The sequence below is a fragment of the Actinomadura sp. WMMB 499 genome, assembly GCF_008824145.1.
GTDB lineage: Bacteria > Actinomycetota > Actinomycetes > Streptosporangiales > Streptosporangiaceae > Spirillospora.
In genome coordinates, this window is sequence record NZ_CP044407.1 from 2307419 (window position 1) to 2327866 (window position 20448).

Sequence of the window (20448 nt, forward strand, 5' to 3'; positions counted from 1 at the left end):
GTCGAGCAGTACCTGTTCCGCGCGTACCGAATGCGGGGGCTTCTTCAGAATCCGTCGAAGAGCTGGGCCTGCAGTTCGTCGATCTGGTCCTGTTCCAGGGAGACCAGTGCGAAGTCCGAAGGTGCCGGGCCGGTGTCGCCGGGGGCGGCGTGCGCGGCGATGCCGGTGAGCATGCCGGCCCAGTCGTCCGCCAGCGTGGCGAGCTCCGCGCCCGTGAACAGGCCCGATGGGCAGATTAGGGCGATCTCCAGGGCGGGCCCGTCCGGACGGTCCCAGACCGTGGCGCTCGCGTCCAGCGCGTGGGCGGCGGCCGTCTCCGCCTCGGCGCCGCTGCCCAGCGCGGACGTCCCGGCGGGCCGCCAGTACGCTCGCGCGTCCTCGTTCGACGCTCCGGCCGCGTTCATCCGGCCGAGATAGTTGAAACCGATCTGGGGCGTCGGCAAGGCGGCGAGGGGCACGGCGGTCACCGGATTCAGATAGCGCAGCAGACCGTATCCGAGTCCGTCGCCGGGAACTGCGCGCAGCCGTTCTTGCACGCGTTTCAACAGCCGACCCGCGGCCGGTCCGCCCGATCGTACTTCGGCCAGGTTCGCGGCACCGGTGTCCAACCGGACGGGATACGTTCCGGTGAACCATCCGACGGTTCTGCTGAGGTCCGCGCCGGCGTCGGTCGTATCCCTGCCGTGGCCTTCGACGTCCAGGAGCAGGCCGCCCGCGCGGCCCCCGCCCCGGCGGCGGCGCCACGCCGTCACCGCCGCGACGAGTCCCGCCAGCAGCACGTCGTCGACGCTCGCGTGGACGCCGTCCAGGAGGGCCCCGGTAACGTCGCGCGGCAGGGCGAGGGACGTCCGGTGCGTTCCGGCGGCGACGGTGTCCCGGCTCGGGTCGAGCGGGCGCGCGCCCAGCGTCGGGTTCGGGCCGGACAGCATCCGTGTCCATTCCGCCAGTTCGTCGACCCTGGCCTGGCTGACGGCTTGTGCCGCGAGGTCCCGCGCCCAGTGGCGGAACGACGTGCCGGCCGGTTCAAGGGCGGTGTCCGGTGCCCGGTACGCGGACTCCAGGTCGGAGATCAGGATGCGCCAGGACACGCCGTCCACGACAAGGTGATGCGCGACCAGCAGCAGGCGTCCGGGGGCGAGCGGCCCGGCGTCGAACCATGCGGCCCGCACCATCACGCCCGCGTGCGGGTCGAGGGCCGCCATCTCCGTCCAGGATTCGGCGTCCACCAGTTCGTCCAACTGTCCGGAGTCGAGGCCGCTCGCGTCGACCCGGCGGACGGGCGGCACCGTGGTCCCGGCCGGGATCTCCAGCCGCCATGGACCGTCCTCGGGTGTGCGCAGGCACGCGCGGAGCGCGTCGTGGTGGTCGAGGACGGTGCGCAGCGCGCGTTCCAGCCGCGGCGGGTCGAGTCCGGCCGGGACGCCGACCACCATCGACTGGCAGAACGCGCCGTGCAGGGCCGCGAGGCCCGACCGCTCCGCCACCTCCCGCATCGCCGGGGTCAGCGGGACCGCACCGGTCGGGACGTCCGTGCGGGGGCCGGACGGCTCGGCCCGCGTCGCCACCGCGACCCGCGCCAGTCCTGCGGGGGTGCGCTGCTCGAACACCTGCCGGGCGGTGATCACGACACCGGCGGCGCGGGCCCGGGAGACGACCAGGATCGAGGTGACCGAGTCGCCGCCGAGTTCGAAGAACGAGTCGTCGGCCCCGACCCGCTCCAGGTGCAGGACGCCGGCGAACACCTCGCACAGCAGTTCCTCGGCGGGCGTGGCTGCGGCGCGGCCGGCCGCCCGGTCCGCGAAGTCGGGGGCGGGGAGGGCGGCCCGGTCGAGCTTGCCGTTGCGGGTGACCGGGAGCTCCGGCAGGGGCACGACCGCGGCCGGGACCATGTGGTCGGGCAGCCGGGCGGCGAGGAACTCGCGAAGGCCGGTATCCGTGGCGGTTCCGGTGGCGGTCGCGGTGACGTAGGCGACGAGACGTTTGGTGCCGGGGTCGTCCTCGCGGGCGATGACGACGGCCTGGCGGACGTCGGGGTGGCCGGTCAGGACGGCTTCGATCTCGGCGGGTTCGATGCGGAACCCCCGGATCTTGACCTGCTCGTCGGCCCGCCCCGCGAACTCCAGGACACCGTCGCCACTCCAGCGGGCCAGGTCGCCGGTGCGGTACATGCGGCCCGGGCCGAAGGGGTTCGCGACGAACCGTTCACCCGTCAACGCCGGACGCGACGCATACCCGCGCGCCAGACCGCGCCCCGCGACGTACAGTTCGCCGACCACGCCGGGAGGGACCGGGGACAGCCGCTCGTCGAGCACGTAGGCGCGGGTGTTGTCCATCGGAGCCCCGATCGGGACCGTGTCGGGCACATCGCCGGGCGAGGCGAACGCGAGCCGCGTCGTGAACGCGGTCGTCTCGGTCGGGCCGTAGGTCGTCCGCACCACCAGATCCGGATGCGCCTCCAGCAGGGACCGCACCGCCGCGGACGACACCACGTCCCCGCCCGTCGACACCTCACGGACCCCGGCGAAGATCTCCGGCGATTGCTCGGCCAGGACGCGGAACAAGCCGGCGGTCGCATGCACGTTCGTCACCCGATGCCGCGCGATCAGCGCGCCGCGTTCGGCCGGATCGACCTCGCCCGGCGGGACGATGACGAGGCGCCCTCCGCGCAGCAGCGGCGTCCAGATCTCGTACGTGGACGCGTCGAACGCGTGGTTGGCCTGCACGAGGACGGATTCGACGACGTCGTCGCGCCACGCCTCGTCCAGGCAGAACGCCACCACGTTCCCGTGCGTGACCGCCACACCCTTCGGCACACCCGTCGAACCCGACGTGTACATCACATACGCCAGATCCTCCGCCCGAATGTGAACACGCGGGTTCTCCTCCACCGGCTCGAACACATCCTCACCGGTGACCACCACCGACACACCGGCCTCTGCCATCACCGCCGCGATCCGCTCCTGCGGATGCGAGACATCCAGCGGCACATACGCCGCACCCGCCTTCAACACACCCAGCAACACCGCGACCAGCTCGGGCGAACGCCGCATCCGCACACCCACCAGCGAACCCCGACACCCCGCCAGCACACCCGCAACACCATTGGCACGCGCGTTCAACTCCGCATACGACCAGGACACATCGCCCGCGACCACCGCCACCGCATCCGGCGCCCGCACCGCCCGCTCCTCGAACAACTCCACCAACGACACGCCCGCCACCGGACGATCCGTGGCGTTCCACCCCTCCACCACCAACCGGCGCTCATCCTCCGACAGCACCTCGATCCCGGACACCGGCACGTCCGGGTCCGCCGCGACCTGTTCGAGGACGCGCGCGAGGCGGTCGGCGAGGGAGCGGGCGGTCGGCTCGTCGAAGAGGTCGGCCGCGTACTGGATCGCGCCCTCGATGACGCCGTCCCGGTGGGTGCGCAGCGACACCGACAGGTCGAACCGCGCGGCGCCGGTATCGCCCGGCGGCAGCGGGGTCACCTCGACGCCGGGGAGCGTCCACGGCTCGCCGTCGCGGGCGGCGTCGTCGACGGCGAGCATCACCTGGAAGAGGGGGTGCCGGGACAGCGAGCGGACGGGGGTCAGTTCGTCCACGAGCCGCTCGAACGGGACGTCCTGGTGCGCGAACGCCGCCAGGTCGGTGTCCCGGACGCGGGCCAGCAGCTCGGCGAACGTCGGGTCGCCGCTCACGTCCGTCCGCAGCACCAGCGTGTTCACGAAGAACCCGACGAGGTCCTCCAGCGCCGCGTCCCCACGACCCGCGACGGCGGTCCCCAGCGGAACGTCGTCGCCCGCGCCGACCTTCGACAGCAGCACCGCCACCGCGGCCTGCGCCACCATGAACATCGTCACGCCGCGCCGGCGGGCGGTCTCGACGAGGCGGGCGTGCACGTCGGCACCCACCTCGACCGGGACCGCGCCCGCGCGGAACGACGGCACGGCCGGACGCGCGCGGTCGGTGGGCAGTGCCGTCTCCTCGGGCGCTCCCGCCAGCGCGTCCCGCCAGAAGGCGAGCTGTCCGGCGGCGAGGCTCTCCGGGTCGTCCGGGTCGCCGAGCATCTCGCGCTGCCACAGCGCGTAGTCGGCGTACTGGACGGGAAGCGGCTCCCACGCCGGGGCCTCGCCGCCCGACCGGGCCGCGTAGGCCGCCGCCAGATCGCGTGCGAGCACCCCCATCGAGACGCCGTCGACCGCGATGTGGTGCGCGACGATGACGAGGACCGCCTCGGACGGCGATGTCCGGATCAGGCGCGTCCGCCACGGCAGGTCGCGGGACAGGTCGAAGCCGCGCCCGGTCTCCGCGGCGACCAGCGGCGCGGCGCCGGAGCCCGCCGCGTCGGCGACGTCGAGCGACGGGCGCTCCGCCGTCACCCGCTGGACGGGCGTGCCGTCACCGTCGGGGAAGATCGTCCGCAGCGTCTCGTGCCGGTCGGCGACGTCGCCGAGCGCGGCGGCGAGGGCGGCGAGGTCCAGGTCGCCCGACAGCCGCAGCACGGACGCGACGTTGTAGGCCGCACCGTCGCGGGCAGCCCTGTCGCCGGGCTCCTCGAGCCGGTTCAGGAACCACATGCGCCGCTGCGCGTACGACAGGGGGACGGCGTCCGGGCGCGGGCGGGCCGTCAGCGGTGCCCGCGCCGCACCGCGCGCCCCGTCCACCAGGCGGCCCATCGCCTCGACGGTCGGGGCGGCGAACAGCTCGCGGACGCCGAGTTCGGCGTCCAGGACGCTTCGGACGCGGGCGAGCAGGCGCATCGCGAGCAGCGAGTCGCCGCCGAGGTCGAAGAACGAGTCGCCGGCGCCGACCCGGTCGAGGCCGAGGATCTCCGCGAACAGGCCGCACAGGACGTCCTCGGCCGGGGTGCGGGGCGCGCGGTCGCCGGCCAGGGCGGCGAAGTCGGGGGCGGGCAGCGCGGCCCGGTCCAGCTTGCCGTTCACCGTGACGGGGAGGGCGCCGAGCCGGACGAACGCGGCCGGGACCATGTACTCGGGGAGCCGCGCGGCGGCGAACTCCCGCAGCGCGGTCCCGTCCGCGCCGCCCACGACGTAGGCGACGAGCCGCTGCGTGCCGGTGTCCGCGCGGGCGATGACGGCGACCTGGTCGACGCCGTCGTGCCGGTCGAGCACCGCCTCCACCTCGCCCGGTTCGACGCGGAAACCTCTGAGCTGGACCTGCCGGTCGGCGCGGCCGAGGTGTTCCAGGCTCCCGTCGCGGCGGTAGCGGGCGAGGTCGCCGGAGCGGTACATGCGGCCCGGGGCGAAGGGGTTCGCGACGAACCGTTCCGCGGTGAGCGCGGGGCGGTCCAGGTAGCCGCGGGCGAGGCCGGGCCCGGCGACGTACAGTTCGCCGGTCACGCCGGGCGGGACGGGCCGGAGCCAGCCGTCCAGCACATGGACGCTCAGGTCGGGGATGGGCTCGCCGATGACGCCGCCGGGGCGGGACGCGCACAGTTCGGCGTCCAGGGGCGCGGAGGTGACGTGCACGGTCGTCTCGGTGATGCCGTACATGTTGACGAGCGCGGTGCCGGGATGCCGGTCGTACCAGCCGGTGAGCCGCCCGGGGTCGAGGGGCTCGCCGCCGAACACGACGTACCGCAGCGCCGCCAGGTCGGTGCCGGGGCTCTCCGCGTCGGCGGCCATGAGCTGCGCGAACGCCGACGGGGTCTGGTTGAGGACGGTGACGCCTTCGGCCGCGAGCAGGTCCAGGAACGCGTGCGGAGTGCGGGCGGTCGTCCGGGGGACGACGACGAGGCGGCCGCCGTGCAGGAGGGCCCCCCAGATCTCCCACACCGAGAAGTCGAACGCGTACGAGTGGAAGAACGTCCACACGTCCCGCGGCCCGAACCGGAACCACGGACGGGTCTCGGCCAGCAGCCGGACGACGGCGGCGTGCGGTACCGCCACGCCCTTCGGGCGCCCGGTGGACCCGGACGTGTAGATGACGTACGCGGGATGCGCGGGCCGTAGCGGGACGGTCCGGTCGGCGTCGGACGGCGCGGTCGCGGGGCGCGCGGCGAGCGCGGCGGAGGTCGCCGGATCGTCCAGGACCAGCGGTTCGCGGGCGCCCCGCGGCGCGGTCGCGGCCGTGCACACCACCAGGGACGGGCGGGCGTCGGCGAGCGTCGCCGCGATCCGCCCGGCCGGGTGCGCGGGGTCGACGGGGACGTAGGCGGCGCCCGCCTTCAGCACGGCGAGCAGCACCGCGACGAGGTCCGCCGTCCGGTCCAGGACGACGCCGACGCGCGTCTCCGGCCCGGCGCCGCGCGCGATCAGCTCGTGCGCGAGCCGGTTGGCGCGGGCGTCCAGCGCGGCGTAGGTGAGGGCGCCGCCGTCGCAGGTCACCGCGGTCGCGTCCGGGGTCCGGGCGGCCTGCGCCTCGAACAGGTCCGGCAGCGTGGCGGCGGGGGCGGGCCGCGCGGCGGGACGGCGGACGGCCCGCGCTCGTTCGGCGCCGTCCAGAAGGTCGACGCCGCCGACGGTGACCGCCGGGTCCGCCGCGACCTGCTCCAGCACCCGGACCAGCCGCCAGGCGAGGGCCTCCGCGGTCGCCGCGTCGAACAGGTCGGCGGCGTACTGGAGGTCGCCGGTCAGCCCGGCCGGGGCCCCGTCGCCGTCCCGCCGCTCGGCGAACGTGAACGACAGGTCGAAGCGGGCGGCCGTCCCCTCGGCGGGCGGCAGCGCTTCGGCCCGCACGCCGGGCAGCGTCCACGGCGCGTCGTCCCGGGGGACGTTCTGGAAGTTCAGCACCACCTGGACGAGAGGGTGCCGGGCGAGCGACCGCGGCGGGTTGAGCTCCTCGACGAGACGCTCGAACGGCAGGTCCTGGTGGGCGTAGGCGGCGAGGTCGGTGTCGCGGACCCGCGCCAGCAACTCGGTGAAGCGCGGGTCGCCGCCCACGTCGGTGCGCAGCACCAGCGTGTTGAGGAAGAACCCGACGAGGTCTTCCAGCGCCGGGTCGCCGCGCCCGGCCACGACGGTCCCGATCGGGACGTCGGTGCCCGCGCCCGACCGCGCCAGCAGCAGTGCGAGCGCCGCCTGCACCACCATGAACGGGGTCGCCCCGCCACGCTGTGCCAGCTCGACGAGCGCCGCATGGGTCCGGGCGTCCACCTCGATCGGCACCGAGCCGCCGCGGAACGACGCGGCGGACGGCCGCGGCCGGTCGGCCGGCAGCGGCAGCTCGTCCGGGATCCCGGCCAGCACCGCCCGCCAGTGGGCGAGCCCCGCGGACAGTACCCCGCCCGGATCGTCCGGGGCGCCGAGCACGTCCCGCTCCCACAGGGCGAAGTCGGCGTACTGGACAGGCGGCGGCGCCCAGCCCGGTGCGCGGCCCGCGCGGCGCGCCCGGTACGCGGCGGCGAGGTCGCGGAGCAGCAGCCCCATCGACCAGCCGTCCACCGCGATGTGGTGCGCGACGATGACCAGGATCGCCTCGGACGGGGACGTGACCAGCAGCCGCGCCCGGAACGGCGGCTCGACCGCCAGGTCGAAACCGCGCCGCAGCTCGGCCGCGACCGCGCCGGCCGCACCGGCCTCGGCCACCTCGGCGACGCGCAACCGCGGCCGCCCCTCCGTCCCGTCCAGCCGTACCTGGCGGGGCTCTCCGTCGACGTCGGGGAAGATCGTGCGGAGTGTCTCGTGTCGGTCCGCGACGTCGCCGAGGGCCGCCTCCAGCGCGTCGGCGTCCAGGTCGCCGGACAGCCGGAGCGCCAGCGGCACGTTGTACCCGGCGCCCGCGCCGGCGGTCTCCAGCCGGTTGAGGAACCACATCCGCCGCTGCGCGAACGACAGCGGGACGGCATCGGGACGGGCGCGGGCGGTGAGCGGCGGGCGCGACGCGCGCCCGCGCGCCGCTTCCGCGAGCCGTGCGGCGCCCGCGACGGTCGGGACCGCGAACAGTTCCCGGATGCCGACCTCCGCGTCCAGCACCGTCCGGATGCGGGCGGTCAGCCGCATCGCGAGCAGCGAGTCGCCACCGAGGGCGAAGAACGAGTCGTCCGCACCGACCCGCTCGACGCCCAGAACCTCGGCGAACAGGCCGCACAGGACCCCCTCGACCGGTGTGGCGGGGCCACGGCCGCCCGCCCGGTCCGCGAGGTCGGGGGCGGGCAGCGCGGCGCGGTCGAGCTTGCCGTTCCGGGTCACCGGGAGCGCGTCCAGCGGGACGAACGCGGCCGGGACCATGTACTCGGGCAGGCGGGCCACCGCCATGTCGCGGAGGTCGCCCTCGGCGGCCGTGCCGGTGACGTAGGCGACCAGCCGCCGGGCCCCCGGACGATCCTCACGGGCGATGACGACGGCCTGGCCGACGTCGGGACGGGACGTCAACACGGTCTCGATCTCGGCGGGCTCGATCCGGAACCCCCGGATCTTGACCTGCTCGTCGGCGCGCCCCGCGAACTCCAGGACACCCTCGCCACTCCAGCGGGCCAGGTCACCGGTGCGGTACATGCGGCCCGGGACGAAGGGGTCCGCGACGAACCGTTCACCCGTCAACGCGGACCGGGACGCATACCCCCGCGCCAGACCGCGCCCCGCGAGGTACAACTCACCCACCACGCCGGGAGCGACCGGGCGTAAGAACTCGTCCAGCACGTAGGCGCGGGTGTTGTCCATCGGAACCCCGATCGGCAACGTCGCCGGAACATCGTCACCCGCCGCGAAGGGAATCTGCGTCGCGAACGCGGTCGTCTCGGTCGGGCCGTAAGTCGTCCGCACGACCAGACCTGGATGCGCCGCCAGCAGGGACCGCACCGCCGCGGACGACACCACGTCCCCGCCCGTCGACACCTCACGAACACCCGCGAAGATCTCCGGCGACTGCTCCGCCAGCACCCGGAACAACCCCGCCGTCGCATGCACGTTCGTCACCCGATGCCCAGCGATCAACGCTCCGCGCTCGGCCGCGTCCAGGTCGCCCGCAGGCGCGACCACCAGCCGACCACCACGCAGCAACGGCGTCCAGATCTCATACGTCGACGCATCGAACGCATGGTTGGCCTGCACCAGAACGCTCTCCACGACCTCGCCACGCCAGGCGGTGTCGAGGCAGAACGCCGCGACGTTCCCGTGCGTGACCGCCACACCCTTCGGCACACCCGTCGAACCCGACGTGTACATCACATACGCCAGATCCTCCCCCGAATGTGAACACGCGGGTTCTCCTCCACCGGCTCGAACACATCCTCACCGGTGACCACCACCGACACCCCCGCCTCCGCCACGATCGACGCCAGCCGCTCCTGCGGATGCGAGACATCCAGCGGCACATACGCCGCACCCGCCTTCAACACACCCAGCAACACCGCCACCAACTCCGGCGAACGCTCCATCCGCACACCCACCAACGACCCACGCACCACACCCCGACCGACCAGGGCACACGCCACACCGTTCGCGCGAGCGTTCAACTCCCCATACGTCCACACCACACCGCCCGCGACCACCGCCACCGCATCCGGCGCCCGCACCACACACTCCTCGAACAACTCCACCAGGGACGCGTCCGCCACCGGACGATCCGTGGCGTTCCACCCCTCCACCACCAGCCGCCGCTCCTCGGGCGACAGCACCTCGACCTCGGCGACCCGGGCGTCCGGGTCGGCGGCGAACCGCCGCAGCACCCGGACGAGCAGGTCCAGGATCGTGCGGGCGGCGGACCCGTCGAACAGGTCCGGGCGGTAGTCGAGGCGCAGTTCGAGATCGTCGTCGCCGGGGCTGACGACCAGCGTGAGGGGGTAGTGGGACGCGTCGTCGCCGCCGACCTCGGTGATGTCCAGGCCGCCGGGGACGCGGGTGGCGGACGGGTCGCCCGGGAAGCTCTCGTAGACGATGAGGGTGTCGAAGGCGGCGCCCGGCCCTGCGGCGCGCTGCACTTCGGCGAGGCCGAGATGCTGGTGGGCCAGCAGTGCCGACTGGTGTTCCTGCAGAGCGGTGAGGGTGGCGGCGACGGTGGCGGACGGGTCGAGCGTCACCCGCACGGGGAGCGTGTTGATGAACAGGCCGAGCATCCGCTCGACGCCCGGGAGGTCGGCGGGGCGCCCGGAGACGGTGGCACCGAACACCACGTCACGGCGCCCGGTGAGTGCGCCGATCGCCAGTCCCCACGCCCCCTGGACGACGGTGTTCGGGGTGACGCCGAGGGCGCGGGCGGTGGTGCGGAGGCGGGCGGTGTCCGGTGCGCCGGTGCGGACGGCGACGTGCTCGGGGAGGACGGGGTCGCCGTCGGTGCCGCCGGGGACGAGCAGGGTCGGCTCGTCCAGGCCGCCGAGGGCGTCCGCCCACGCGGTGCGGGCGGCCTCGCGGTCCTGGCGGGACAGCCAGGCGAGGTAGTCGCGGTAGGGGGCGGTCGGCGGGAGCACGGAGGCGTCGCCGCCCGCCGCGTACACCCGGGACAGTTCGTCGAAGAGGATCGGCAGCGACCAGCCGTCCAGCACGATGTGGTGCATCGTGACGAGCATCCGGTGGCGGGACTCGGCCATCCGGATCAGCGTGGGGCGCAGCAGCGGCGGGGCGGACACCTCGAAGCCGCGATCGCGTTCGACGGTGGCGATCCGCGCGGCCTCGGCCTCCGCCGCGGAGGGCGGCAAGTGCGACAGGTCGGCCTCCCGCCAGGTGAGGGCGGGGGCTCGGACGATGATCTGGACGGGCGCGCCGGAGCGGCGGCGCTGGAATCCGGCGCGCAGCGCGGCGTGCCGGTGCAGCAGCACCTCCCAGGACGCGCGCAGCACCGCGGCGTCCACGGGGCCGTCCAGGTGGACGGCGTGCTGCCCGACGTAGACGTCGCGGGCGCGCTCGTCGTAGCGGGCGTGGAACAGCAGCCCCTCCTGCAGGGGCGACAGCGGCCAGATCTCGGCGAGCGCTGAGTTGTTCACCGGTGTGTCCTCCGGGCGGTCGACGGCGGTCGTCGAGTGGGCGTCAGGTGGTCAAGCCGCGGCCCTCGAACTCGTCCGCGATCGCGGCGAACTCGTCCAGTTCGTCCTGGCTGATCTGGGCGAGCGGGAAGTCCGAGGGGGTGTGGCCGCCGCTGCGGGGGTCGGCGGTGTGGGCGGCGAGGCCGTGCAGCATCGCGGACCAGCCGGCGGCGAGGGCGTCCAGGTCGCTGCGGCCGAGCACGCCGGCGGGGGCGACGAGGGTGAGCGCGAGGCGGGGTCCGGCGGGCAGGTCGTGGGCGGCGGCGGTGGCGTCGAGGGCGTGCGCGACGGCAGTGTCGGAGGCGGCGCCCCCGTCGAGGAGTTCCCCGTGCCACGGTCCCGGCTCGGCCGTCCCTGACGCGGTCGCGGTGAAGCGGCCGAGGTTGGTGAAACCGATCTGCGGGACGGGCAGCGCGGCGAGCGCGGGGGCGGTCGCCGGGTTGAGGCGGCGGAGCATGCCGTGGCCGAGGCCGTCGCCGGGGACGGCGCGGAGGCGTTCCTTGACGCGTTTGAGCAGGACGCCGGCGGCGAGGCCGCCGGCGCGGACCTCGGCGGGGTCGACCGCGCCGGGGTCGAGGCGGACGGGGTGGGCGGCGGTGAACCAGCCGACCGTGCGGGACACGTCCATGCCGGGGGCGAGCGGTTCGCGGCCGTGCCCCTCGACGCTGACGGGCAGTCCACCGGCGAGGGCGCCGCCGCGTGCGCGGCGCCATTCCGCGAGCGCGGCGACGAGCCCCGCGAGCAGGACGTCGTCGATGGTGGCGTGGAACGCGGCGGGGACGCGGTCGAGCAGCGCCGCGGCCGTCCCGCCGGTGATGGTCGCGGACGCGGCGCGCAGCCCGGCGGCGACCGTGTCGCGGGCCGGGTCGGGGCGGCGGGTGCCGAGCACCGGGTCCGGTCCGGCGAGCATGTCCCGCCAGGCGGGCAGTTCGTCGACGCGGGCCTGGCTCGCCGCCTGCGCGGCCAGCCGCCGCGCCCACGTGCGGAAGGGGGTGCCGGCGGGCGGCAGCGGGGTGCCGGGGTCGCCGTAGGCGGCGGCGAGGTCGGGCACCAGCACCCGCCACGACACGCCGTCCACCACCAGGTGGTGCGCGACCAGCAGCAGCCGTCCGGGGGCGTCCGGCCCGGCGTCGAGGCGGACGGCGCGCAGCATCACGCCCGCCTCGGGGTCGAGCTCGCGGGCGGCCCGCGCCGCCTCCCGTTCGGCGACGTCGCCCCACGGGACGGGATCCGGCGCGGAGACGTCGACGCGGGGGACGCGGACGGCGGTCCCGGCGGGCGGCGGGATCGTCAGGGCCGGGTCCGCGCCGGGCGTGCGGCGGAGCCGGGCGCGCAGGACGTCGTGATGGTCCAGGACGGCGCGGACCGCAGCCTCCAGCCGGTCGTGGCGGGCGCCCGCCGGGAGGGTCACGAGCATCGCCTGGCTGAATCGTCCGGCCAGGTCGGAACGCTCGGCCATCTCCAGCATCGCGGGGGTGAGGGGGACGTCCCCGTGCGGGCCGTCCGCCGGGTCCGGGCCGCCGCCGTCGGCGTCGCCGTCGGCGCGTCCGGCGACGCTCGCGAGGGCGGCGGGGGTGCGGTGCTCGAACACCTGCCGGGCGGACAGCGCGAGGCCCGCGCGGCGGGCCCGCGCCACCACCAGCATCGAGGTGATCGAGTCGCCGCCGAGCGCGAAGAAGGAGTCCTCTGCGCCGACCGCGGCCAGGCCGAGGACGTCGGCGAACAGCCCGCACAGCAGTTCCTCGGCCGGGGTCGCGGGGCCGCGCCCGGCAGCGGCGGCGACGGCGGCGGGGGCGGGCAGCGCCGCCCGGTCCACCTTGCCGTTCGCGGTCACCGGGATCGCGTCGACCGGGACGACGTCGGCGGGGACCATGTACTCCGGCAGCCGCGCCGCCGCGAACGCGCGCAGCGCCGCGGGGTCGGCGGCGGCGCCCGGCGCGGCGACGACGTAGCCGACGAGCCGCCGGACGCCCGACCGGTCCGCGCGGACGACGACCGCCGTGCGGGCGACGTCGTCGTGCCCGCCGAGCACGGCCTCCACCTCGGCGGGCTCGATCCGGAACCCGCGGATCTTCACCTGGCCGTCCGCGCGGCCCGCGAACCGCAGCACTCCGTTCGCGCCCCAGCTCGCCAGGTCCCCGGTGCGGTAGGCGCGCTCGCCGGGACCCGCGAACGGGCAGGCGACGAACCGTTCGGCGGTGAGCGCGGGACGTCCCGCGTAGCCGCGCGCCACCCCGGCGCCCGCGATGTACAGCTCGCCGACGACGCCGGGCGGCACCGGGCGCAGGAACCCGTCGAGGACGTACGCGCGGGCGTTGTCCATCGGGAACCCGAGGGGCACCGAAGCCGGGACGCCCTCGCTCGCGGTGTAGGCGACCTGGGTGGTGAACGCGGTCGTCTCGGTGGGGCCGTAGGTCGTCCGCACGACCAGGCCCGGGTGCGTGCGCAGGAGGGTCCGGACGGCGGCGGACGACACGACGTCGCCGCCGGTCGACACCTCGCGCACGCCCGCGAACATCCACGGCGCCTGGTCGGCGAGCGCGGCGAACAGCCCAGCGGTGGCGTGCACGTTCGTGACGCGGTGCTCGGCGATGAGGCGGGCGCGTTCGGCGGCGTCCACCCGGCCGGGCGGCGCGACGACGAGGCGCCCGCCGCGCAGCAGCGGCGTCCAGATCTCGTACGTGGACGCGTCGAACGCGTGGTTGGCCTGCACGAGGACGGATTCGACGACGTCGTCGCGCCACGCCTCGTCCAGGCAGAACGCGACGACGTTCGCGTGCGTCACGGCAACGCCCTTCGGGGCACCGGTCGAACCCGACGTGTACATGACGTACGCGAGGCTGTCCGGCGGTACCTGGACGCCCGGCCGCCCGCCCGCGGCGGGCCCGAACCCGTCCTCCCCGGTGAGGACGACCGACACGCCCGCCTCCTTGATGATCGCCCGGCGTCGCCCGTCCGGGTGGGCGGGGTCCAGCGGCACGTACGCGGCGCCGGCCTTCAGCACGCCCAGCAGGACGGGCACCAGCTCGGCCGAGCGTTCCAGGACGACCCCGACCAGGTCGTGCGGGCGGACGCCGCGCCCGATCAGCGCGCGCGCCACCGTGTCGGCGCGAGCGTCCAGTTCGGCGTAGGTCCACGTCACGTCCGTCCCGGACGCGTCCTGCCCGACGACGGCGACAGCGCCGGGCGACCGTGCGGCCTGCGCCTCGAACAGGTCCGTGAGGGAACGGCCGGGCAGGGGGCGGGCGGTGTCGTTCCACCCGTGCAGGACCGTCCCGCGCTCCTCGGGGGTGAGGACGTCCACGTCGGCGACGCGGGCGAGCGGGTCGTCGGCCGCCTGCTCCAGCACCCGCACCAGGCGGTCCAGCAGCGCCCACGCGGCCCGCTCGTCGAACACGTCAGGCCGGTAGTCGAGCCGCAGTTCCAGCTCGTCGCCGCCGGGGGTGACGACGAGGGTGAGGGGGTAGTGGGACGCGTCCTCGCCGCCGCCCCCGCCGACCTCCAGCCCGTCGAGGCGCAGCGGGCCGTCCGGGTCGCGCGGGTAGTTCTGGTGGACCAGGAGGGTGTCGAACACCGCGCCGCCCCCGGCGGCGCGGCGGATCTCCGGCAGCCCGAGGTGCTGGTGGTCCAGCAGCGCGGACTGGGCGGTCTGCAGGCGGGTCAGGATCCCGGCGAGGGTGTCGCCGGGGCGGGTGGCGACGCGGACCGGCACCGTGTTGATGAACAGCCCGACCATGCGCTCGACGCCCGGCAGCTCCATCGGCCGGCCGGACACGATCGCGCCGAACACGACGTCGAAGCGGCCGGTGAGCTGCCCGACCAGCAGCCCCCACGCGGCCTGCGTCATCGTGTTCAGGGTGACGCCGAGGCCGCGGGCGACCCGCCGCAGCCGCGCCCCGAGGTCCCCGCCGACCCGGTGCGCGACGCGGCCCGGCAGCGGCGGCGCCCCTCCGCCCGTGCCGCCCGCGCCGTCCGCGGCGGCGGGGCCGACGAGGGTGGGCCCGGGCAGGCCCGCCAGCTCCCGCCGCCACGCGTCCCGGGCGGCGTCGCGGTCCCGGCCGCCGAGCCACACGAGGTAGTCGCGGAAGGACGTGACGGGCGGCAGTCCGGACGGGTCGCCGCCCGCCGCGTACACCAGCGACAGCTCCTCGAACAGCACCGGCAGCGACCAGCCGTCCATGATCAGGTGGTGCATGGTGAGCACCAGCCGGTGCCGGCCGGGTGCGAGCCGCACCAGCAGCAGCCGCAGCAGCGGCGGCACCTCCGGGTCGAACCGGCGGGCGCGCTCGGCGAGCGCCAGCTCGGCCGCCGCGCTCTCGGCGTCCGCGGTGTCGAGCGCCGACAGGTCGCGCTCGTCCCACGGCAGCGCCACCCCGGCGGCGATGAGCTGCACCGGATCGCCCGTGCCGCGCCGCTGGAACCCGGCGCGCAGCACCGCGTGCCGGTCCAGCAGGGCCTGCCAGGACGCCCGCAGGACCGCGGGGTCCAGGTCACCGGTCAGCCCGATCACGCCCTGCACGACGTACACGTCGCGCGCGGCTCCGTCGCGTTCCCCCTCCGGGGCGGTGTCGGATCCGGTGTCGGATCCGGTGTCGTATCCGGCGTGGAAGAGCAGGCCCTCCTGCAGCGGTGAAAGCGGCCACACGTCCTCGATCCGCGGCTGGCTCACTGCGCGTTCCTCTCCGCGAGCTTGATCTGGAACTCGTCGATCTCGTCCTGGTCGAGCGTCACCAGCGGGAAGTCCGACGGGGTGCGGGCGGTGCCGGGGGCGGCGTCGTGCGCGGCCAGTCCCGCGAGCAGGTCCGCCCAGGCGGCGGCCAGCTCGTCCAGGTCGGCCCGGTCCAGCAGCCCGGCCGGGGACGCCAGCGTCAGCGTCAACTCGGGCCCGGCCGGGCGGTCGAGCACCACGGCGCCCGCCTCCAGCGCGTGCAGCACCGCCATCGCGGGGTCCGCGGCGCCGCCCACCGCGCCGTCCTCGACGGGGCGCCAATAGTCGTCCGCCCCGCTCCGCTCCGCCGCCGCGAACCGGCCCAGGTAGTTGAACCCGATCTGCGGTTCGGGGAGGCCGGCCAGCACCGGCGCGGTCTCCGGGTCGAGGCGGCGCAGCATCCCGTGCCCGAGGCCGTCGCCGGGCACCTCCCGGAGCTGCTCCTTGATCCGCTTGACGAGGGCGCCCGCCGCCGGGCCGCCCGCGCGCACGCCCGCACCGTCCACCCGGCCCGGGTCGAGCCGGACCGGGTGCGATCCGGTGAACCAGCCGACCGTCCGGCTCAGGTCCATCCCGGGCGCCAGCGGCACCCGCCCGTGCCCCTCCACGTCGACGAGGACGGCGGGCGCGGCCCGGCCGCGGGCCCGCCGCCATTCGGCGACGGCGGCGGCGAGCCCGGCCAGCAGCACGTCGTCGACGCCCGCGTGGAAGGCCGCCGGAACACGCGTCAGCAGCGCGCCCGTCACCGGCGCGGGGATCCGCCGCTCCGTCTCGTGCAGGCCGGCGCCGATCGTGTCGCGCGCCGGGTCCAGCGGCCGGACCCCGAACGGCGGTTCGGCCGCCGACCGGATCCGCGTCCACGCGGGCAGCTCCCCGGCGCGCCGGTCCGCCTGCGCCGCCAGCTCGCGCGCCCAGCGGCGGAAGGACGTGCCGGTGGGCTGCAGCTCGGGTTCGCGGCCCGCGGCGAGGGCGGTGCACGCGGCGGCCAGATCGGGAACGAGCACCCGCCACGACACGCCGTCCACGGCCAGGTGGTGGACGGCGAGGAGCAGCCGTCCGGGCGCGTCCGGTCCGGCGTCGAACCAGACCGCCTGGACCAGGTTCCCGGCCCGCGCGTCGAGCCGGTCCATGGCCGCGCGGGACCGCGCGGCGATCGTGTCCGCGAGCGCCCGCCCGTCCAGGCCCGCGATGTCGACGCGCCGGACGCGGCCGTCCGCCGGCACCGTGCCGCGCGCGGGCACCAGCAGGCTCGGGGCGCCGCCGGACTCGGGGACGTCCAGCCGCGCCCGCAGCATGTCGTGGTGGTCGAGGAGCGCCCGCACCCCGCCGGTCACCGCGTCGAGCCGGAGGCCGGGCGGAACCCGCACCAGCATCGACTGGCAGAACCCGCCCGCGAGCGTCGCCGGGCCCGACCGTTCCGCGAGGTCCAGCATCACCGGGGTCAGCGGCACGCGCCCGGCGGGCTCGTCCGGCTCCGCGGCGGCCGGGCCCTCTCCGGCGCCCGCGTCCGCGCCCGCGTCGAGGTCGGCGGCGACGCGGGCCAGCGCCGCCGCGGTGCGATGCTCGAAGATCTGGCGGGGAGTGAGCGCCAGCCCGTCCCGGCGGGCCCGCGCCACCACCAGCATCGACATGATCGAGTCGCCGCCGAGCGCGAAGAACGAGTCGTCCGCACCGACCCGCTCCAGGCCGAGGACGCCCGCGAACAGCCCGCACAGCAGCTCCTCGCGGGGCCCGGCGGGGGCGCGCCCGCTCGCCAGTCCCGCGAAGTCGGGGGCGGGCAGCGCGGCCCGGTCCAGCTTCCCGTGCACCGTCACCGGCAGCGCGTCCACCTCGATCACCGCGGCGGGCGTCATGTGGTCGGGGAGCCGCTCGGCGACGTGCGCGCGCAGCGCGGCCGGGTCGGCGCCGCCCGGTGCCGCCGCGACCGCGTACGCGACGAGACGCTTCACGCCGCCGTCCGTGCGGGCGATCACCGCCGCGCGCTCGACTCCGGGACGCGCGGTCAGCACCGCCTCGATCTCGCCGGGCTCCACCCGGAACCCGCGGATCTTCACCTGCTCGTCGGCGCGGCCCGCGAACTCCAGCTCCCCGCCGGACGTCCACCGCCCCAGGTCGCCCGTCCGGTACATGCGCAGGCCGGGCGGGCCGAACGGGCACGCCACGAACCGTTCCGCGGTCAGGACGGGACGGCGCACGTAGCCGCGGGTCACGCCCGTGCCCGACACGTACACCTCGCCGGTGACGCCGGGCGGCACCGGGCGCAGGAACCCGTCCAGGACGTGGACGCGCACGTTCGCGATCGGGCCGCCCAGCGAGACGCTCTCCGCCCGCCCGCCCGCCGGGGCGGTGTCCGAGGCGGGTTCGGGGGCGGGCTCCGCGAGGCCGTCCGGCGGGCACGTCCAGCAGGTGACGTCGACCGTGACCTCGGTCGGGCCGTACTCGTTGTGGAACGCGCGGCCCGGCGCCCACCGCCGCACCAGGTCGGGCGTGCACTCCTCGCCCGCCGTGACGATCGTCCGGATGCCGCGCACCGCCGGGGACCGCACCGCGTCCGCCAGCGACTCCAGCACCGACGGCGTGAACGTCGCGGCCGTCACCGACAGTTCCGCCAGCTCCGCCGCCAGGTCGGCCTCGCGGCGCGCCACGCAGAGCGTCGCCCCCGACGCCAGCGCCGGATAGATCTCCGAGACCGACGTGTCGAACGACACCGAGGCGAACTGCAGGACCCGCTCCCCCGGCCCGAACCCGTAGGCGTCCGCCCGCCACGTCACGTAGTTCACCGCGCCCCGGTGCGGCACCGACACGCCCTTCGGGGTGCCGGTCGACCCGGACGTGTAGATGACGTACGCGGGATGCGCGGGCCGCAGCGGCGCCACCCGGTCCGCGTCGGCGGGGGCCGTCGCGGGACGGGCCGCCAGCGCCGCCGCCGTCGCGGGGTCGTCCCACACGATCCGGTCGGCGCCCGCCGCCTCCGCCGCGCCCCCGGTCGCGCCCTCCGTCGCGGACGTGCAGACCACCACGGCCGGGCGCGCGTCGGCGAGCGTGAACGCGATCCGCTCCGCCGGGTACCCCGGGTCGACCGGGACGTACGCGGCGCCCGCCTTCAGCACGCCCAGCAGCACCGCGTACAGGTCGGCCGCGCGTTCCATCACGACCCCGACCAGGTCCTCCGGGCCGACGCCCCGCGCGATCAGCTCGTGCGCGACCCGCGAGGCGAGCGCGTCCAGCTCGGCGTAGGTCAGCTCCGTCCCGCTCCCGTCGACCAGCGCGAGCGCGTCCGGGGTGCGCGCGGCCTGCGCCTCGAACAGGTCCACGAGCGTCCCGTCCGGGAACGGGCGGGACGTGTCGTTCCACGCGTGCAGGGCCCGGTGCCGTTCGGCCCCCGTCAGCACGTCCAGCGCCGCGATCCTGGTCGCCGGATCGTCCGCCACCTGCGCCAGCAGCCGGGCCAGCCGCGCGGCCACGGCCCGGACGGTCTCCTCGCCGAACGCCTCGGGCCGGTACTCCAGCCGGATCTCCGTCTCGGCGCCGGGCGTCACGACCAGGGTCATCGGGTAGTGCGCGGAGTCCTCGCCGCCCGCCCAGGCGACCTCCCGGCCCGCCAGCCGGGGCGGGGACGCGGGGAAGTTCTGGTAGACGAGGAGGGTGTCGAAGGCGGCGCCCGGCCCCGCCAGGCGCTGGATCTCCGCCAGCCCGAGATGCTGATGCGGCAGCAGCGCCGACTGCCGCTCCTGCAACCCCGCCAGCAACTCCACCACCCGGCACCCCGGATCCAGCTCCACCCGCACCGGAACCGTGTTGATGAACAACCCCAGCATCCGCTCCACACCCGGCAACTCCGCCGGACGACCCGACACCGTCGCCCCGAACACCACATCCCGCCGACCCGCCAGCACCCCCACCAGCACCGCCCACACACCCTGGAACACCGTGTTCAACGTCAGACCGTGCGCACGAGCCACGTCCCGGAGGCTCTCGGCGAGTTCCGGGGCCAGGTGGGTGACGACGTGCCGGACCGGCGACCGGACCGCCCCGGGTTCGACCGGACCGGCCAGCGTCGGCTCGTCCGCTCCCGCCAGCTCCCGCCGCCACGCCTCGCGGGCCGCGTCGCCGTCCTGGCGGGCCAGCCAGGCCAGGTAGTCGCGGTAGGGGGCGGCCGGCGGCAGCACGGACGGGTCGCCGCCCGCCGCGTACACCCGCGACAGCTCGTCGAACAGCAGCGGCAGCGACCAGCCGTCCAGCACGATGTGGTGCTGGGTCACCACGAGCCGGTGCCACTCCGCGCCGAGCCGCACCAGAACGAGCCGCAGCAGCGGCGCCACCCCCACGTCGAAGCCCCGCGCCCGCTCGCCGTCCGCGATCCGGTCCGCCTCCGCGCCGGCGTCCTCCCCCAGGTGCGACAGATCCACCTCGCGCCAGGGCAGCGCGATCCCGTCCGCCACGACCTGGACGTGCCCGTCCCGGCCCCCCGGACGCCGGAACGCGACCCGCAGGTTCGCGTGCCGGTCCAGCAGCGCCTGCCACGACGCCCGCAGCGTCCGCGCGTCCAGCGGGCCGCCGAACTCCAGGGACCGCTGCCACACGTAGACGTCACCGGCGGCGCCGTCGTATCCGGCGTGGAAGAGCAGTCCCTCCTGCAGCGGCGACAGCGGCCACACGTCGGCCGGCTCAGGCGAGGCCGCCTGCAGCTCGTCCACCTGCTCCTGGTCCAGCGCCACCAGCGGGAAGTCCGACGGCGTGTGCCCGCCGGCGGCCGGGTCGGCGGCGTGCGCGGCCAGCCCCCGAGCATCGCCGCCCAGCGCCCGGCCAGGTCGTCGAG

General features: G+C 75.9%; 4 protein-coding genes. All 4 read right to left on the reverse strand.

Translation table 11 applies throughout. The features are described 5' to 3' along the window. Positions 1-44 precede the first annotated feature (44 nt). Genes F7P10_RS10050 through F7P10_RS44165 form a run of 4 tightly spaced genes read right to left on the reverse strand, consistent with a single transcriptional unit; the run spans position 45 to position 20347 of the window. The gene (locus F7P10_RS10050) at positions 45-9128 is read right to left on the reverse strand and encodes a non-ribosomal peptide synthetase (RefSeq protein ID WP_254716747.1); all 9084 of its coding nucleotides are present in this window, start codon (positions 9126-9128) and stop codon (positions 45-47) included. Then, the gene (locus tag F7P10_RS10055) at positions 9128-10882 is read right to left on the reverse strand and encodes a condensation domain-containing protein (RefSeq protein ID WP_151009103.1); all 1755 of its coding nucleotides are present in this window, start codon (positions 10880-10882) and stop codon (positions 9128-9130) included. Before F7P10_RS10055 ends, F7P10_RS10050 begins: the two co-directional genes overlap by 1 nt. Positions 10883-10925: 43 nt before the next feature. Next, a complete protein-coding gene (locus F7P10_RS10060) occupies positions 10926-15590 on the reverse strand; it encodes a non-ribosomal peptide synthetase (RefSeq protein ID WP_151009104.1) in 4665 nt (1554 codons plus the stop codon). Beyond that, positions 15587-20347 carry a non-ribosomal peptide synthetase gene (locus F7P10_RS44165; protein ID WP_254716523.1) on the reverse strand — a complete coding sequence of 1587 codons (4761 nt, stop codon included), beginning with the start codon at positions 20345-20347 and terminating at the stop codon, positions 15587-15589. Before F7P10_RS44165 ends, F7P10_RS10060 begins: the two co-directional genes overlap by 4 nt. Between the last annotated feature and the right edge of the window lie 101 nt (positions 20348-20448).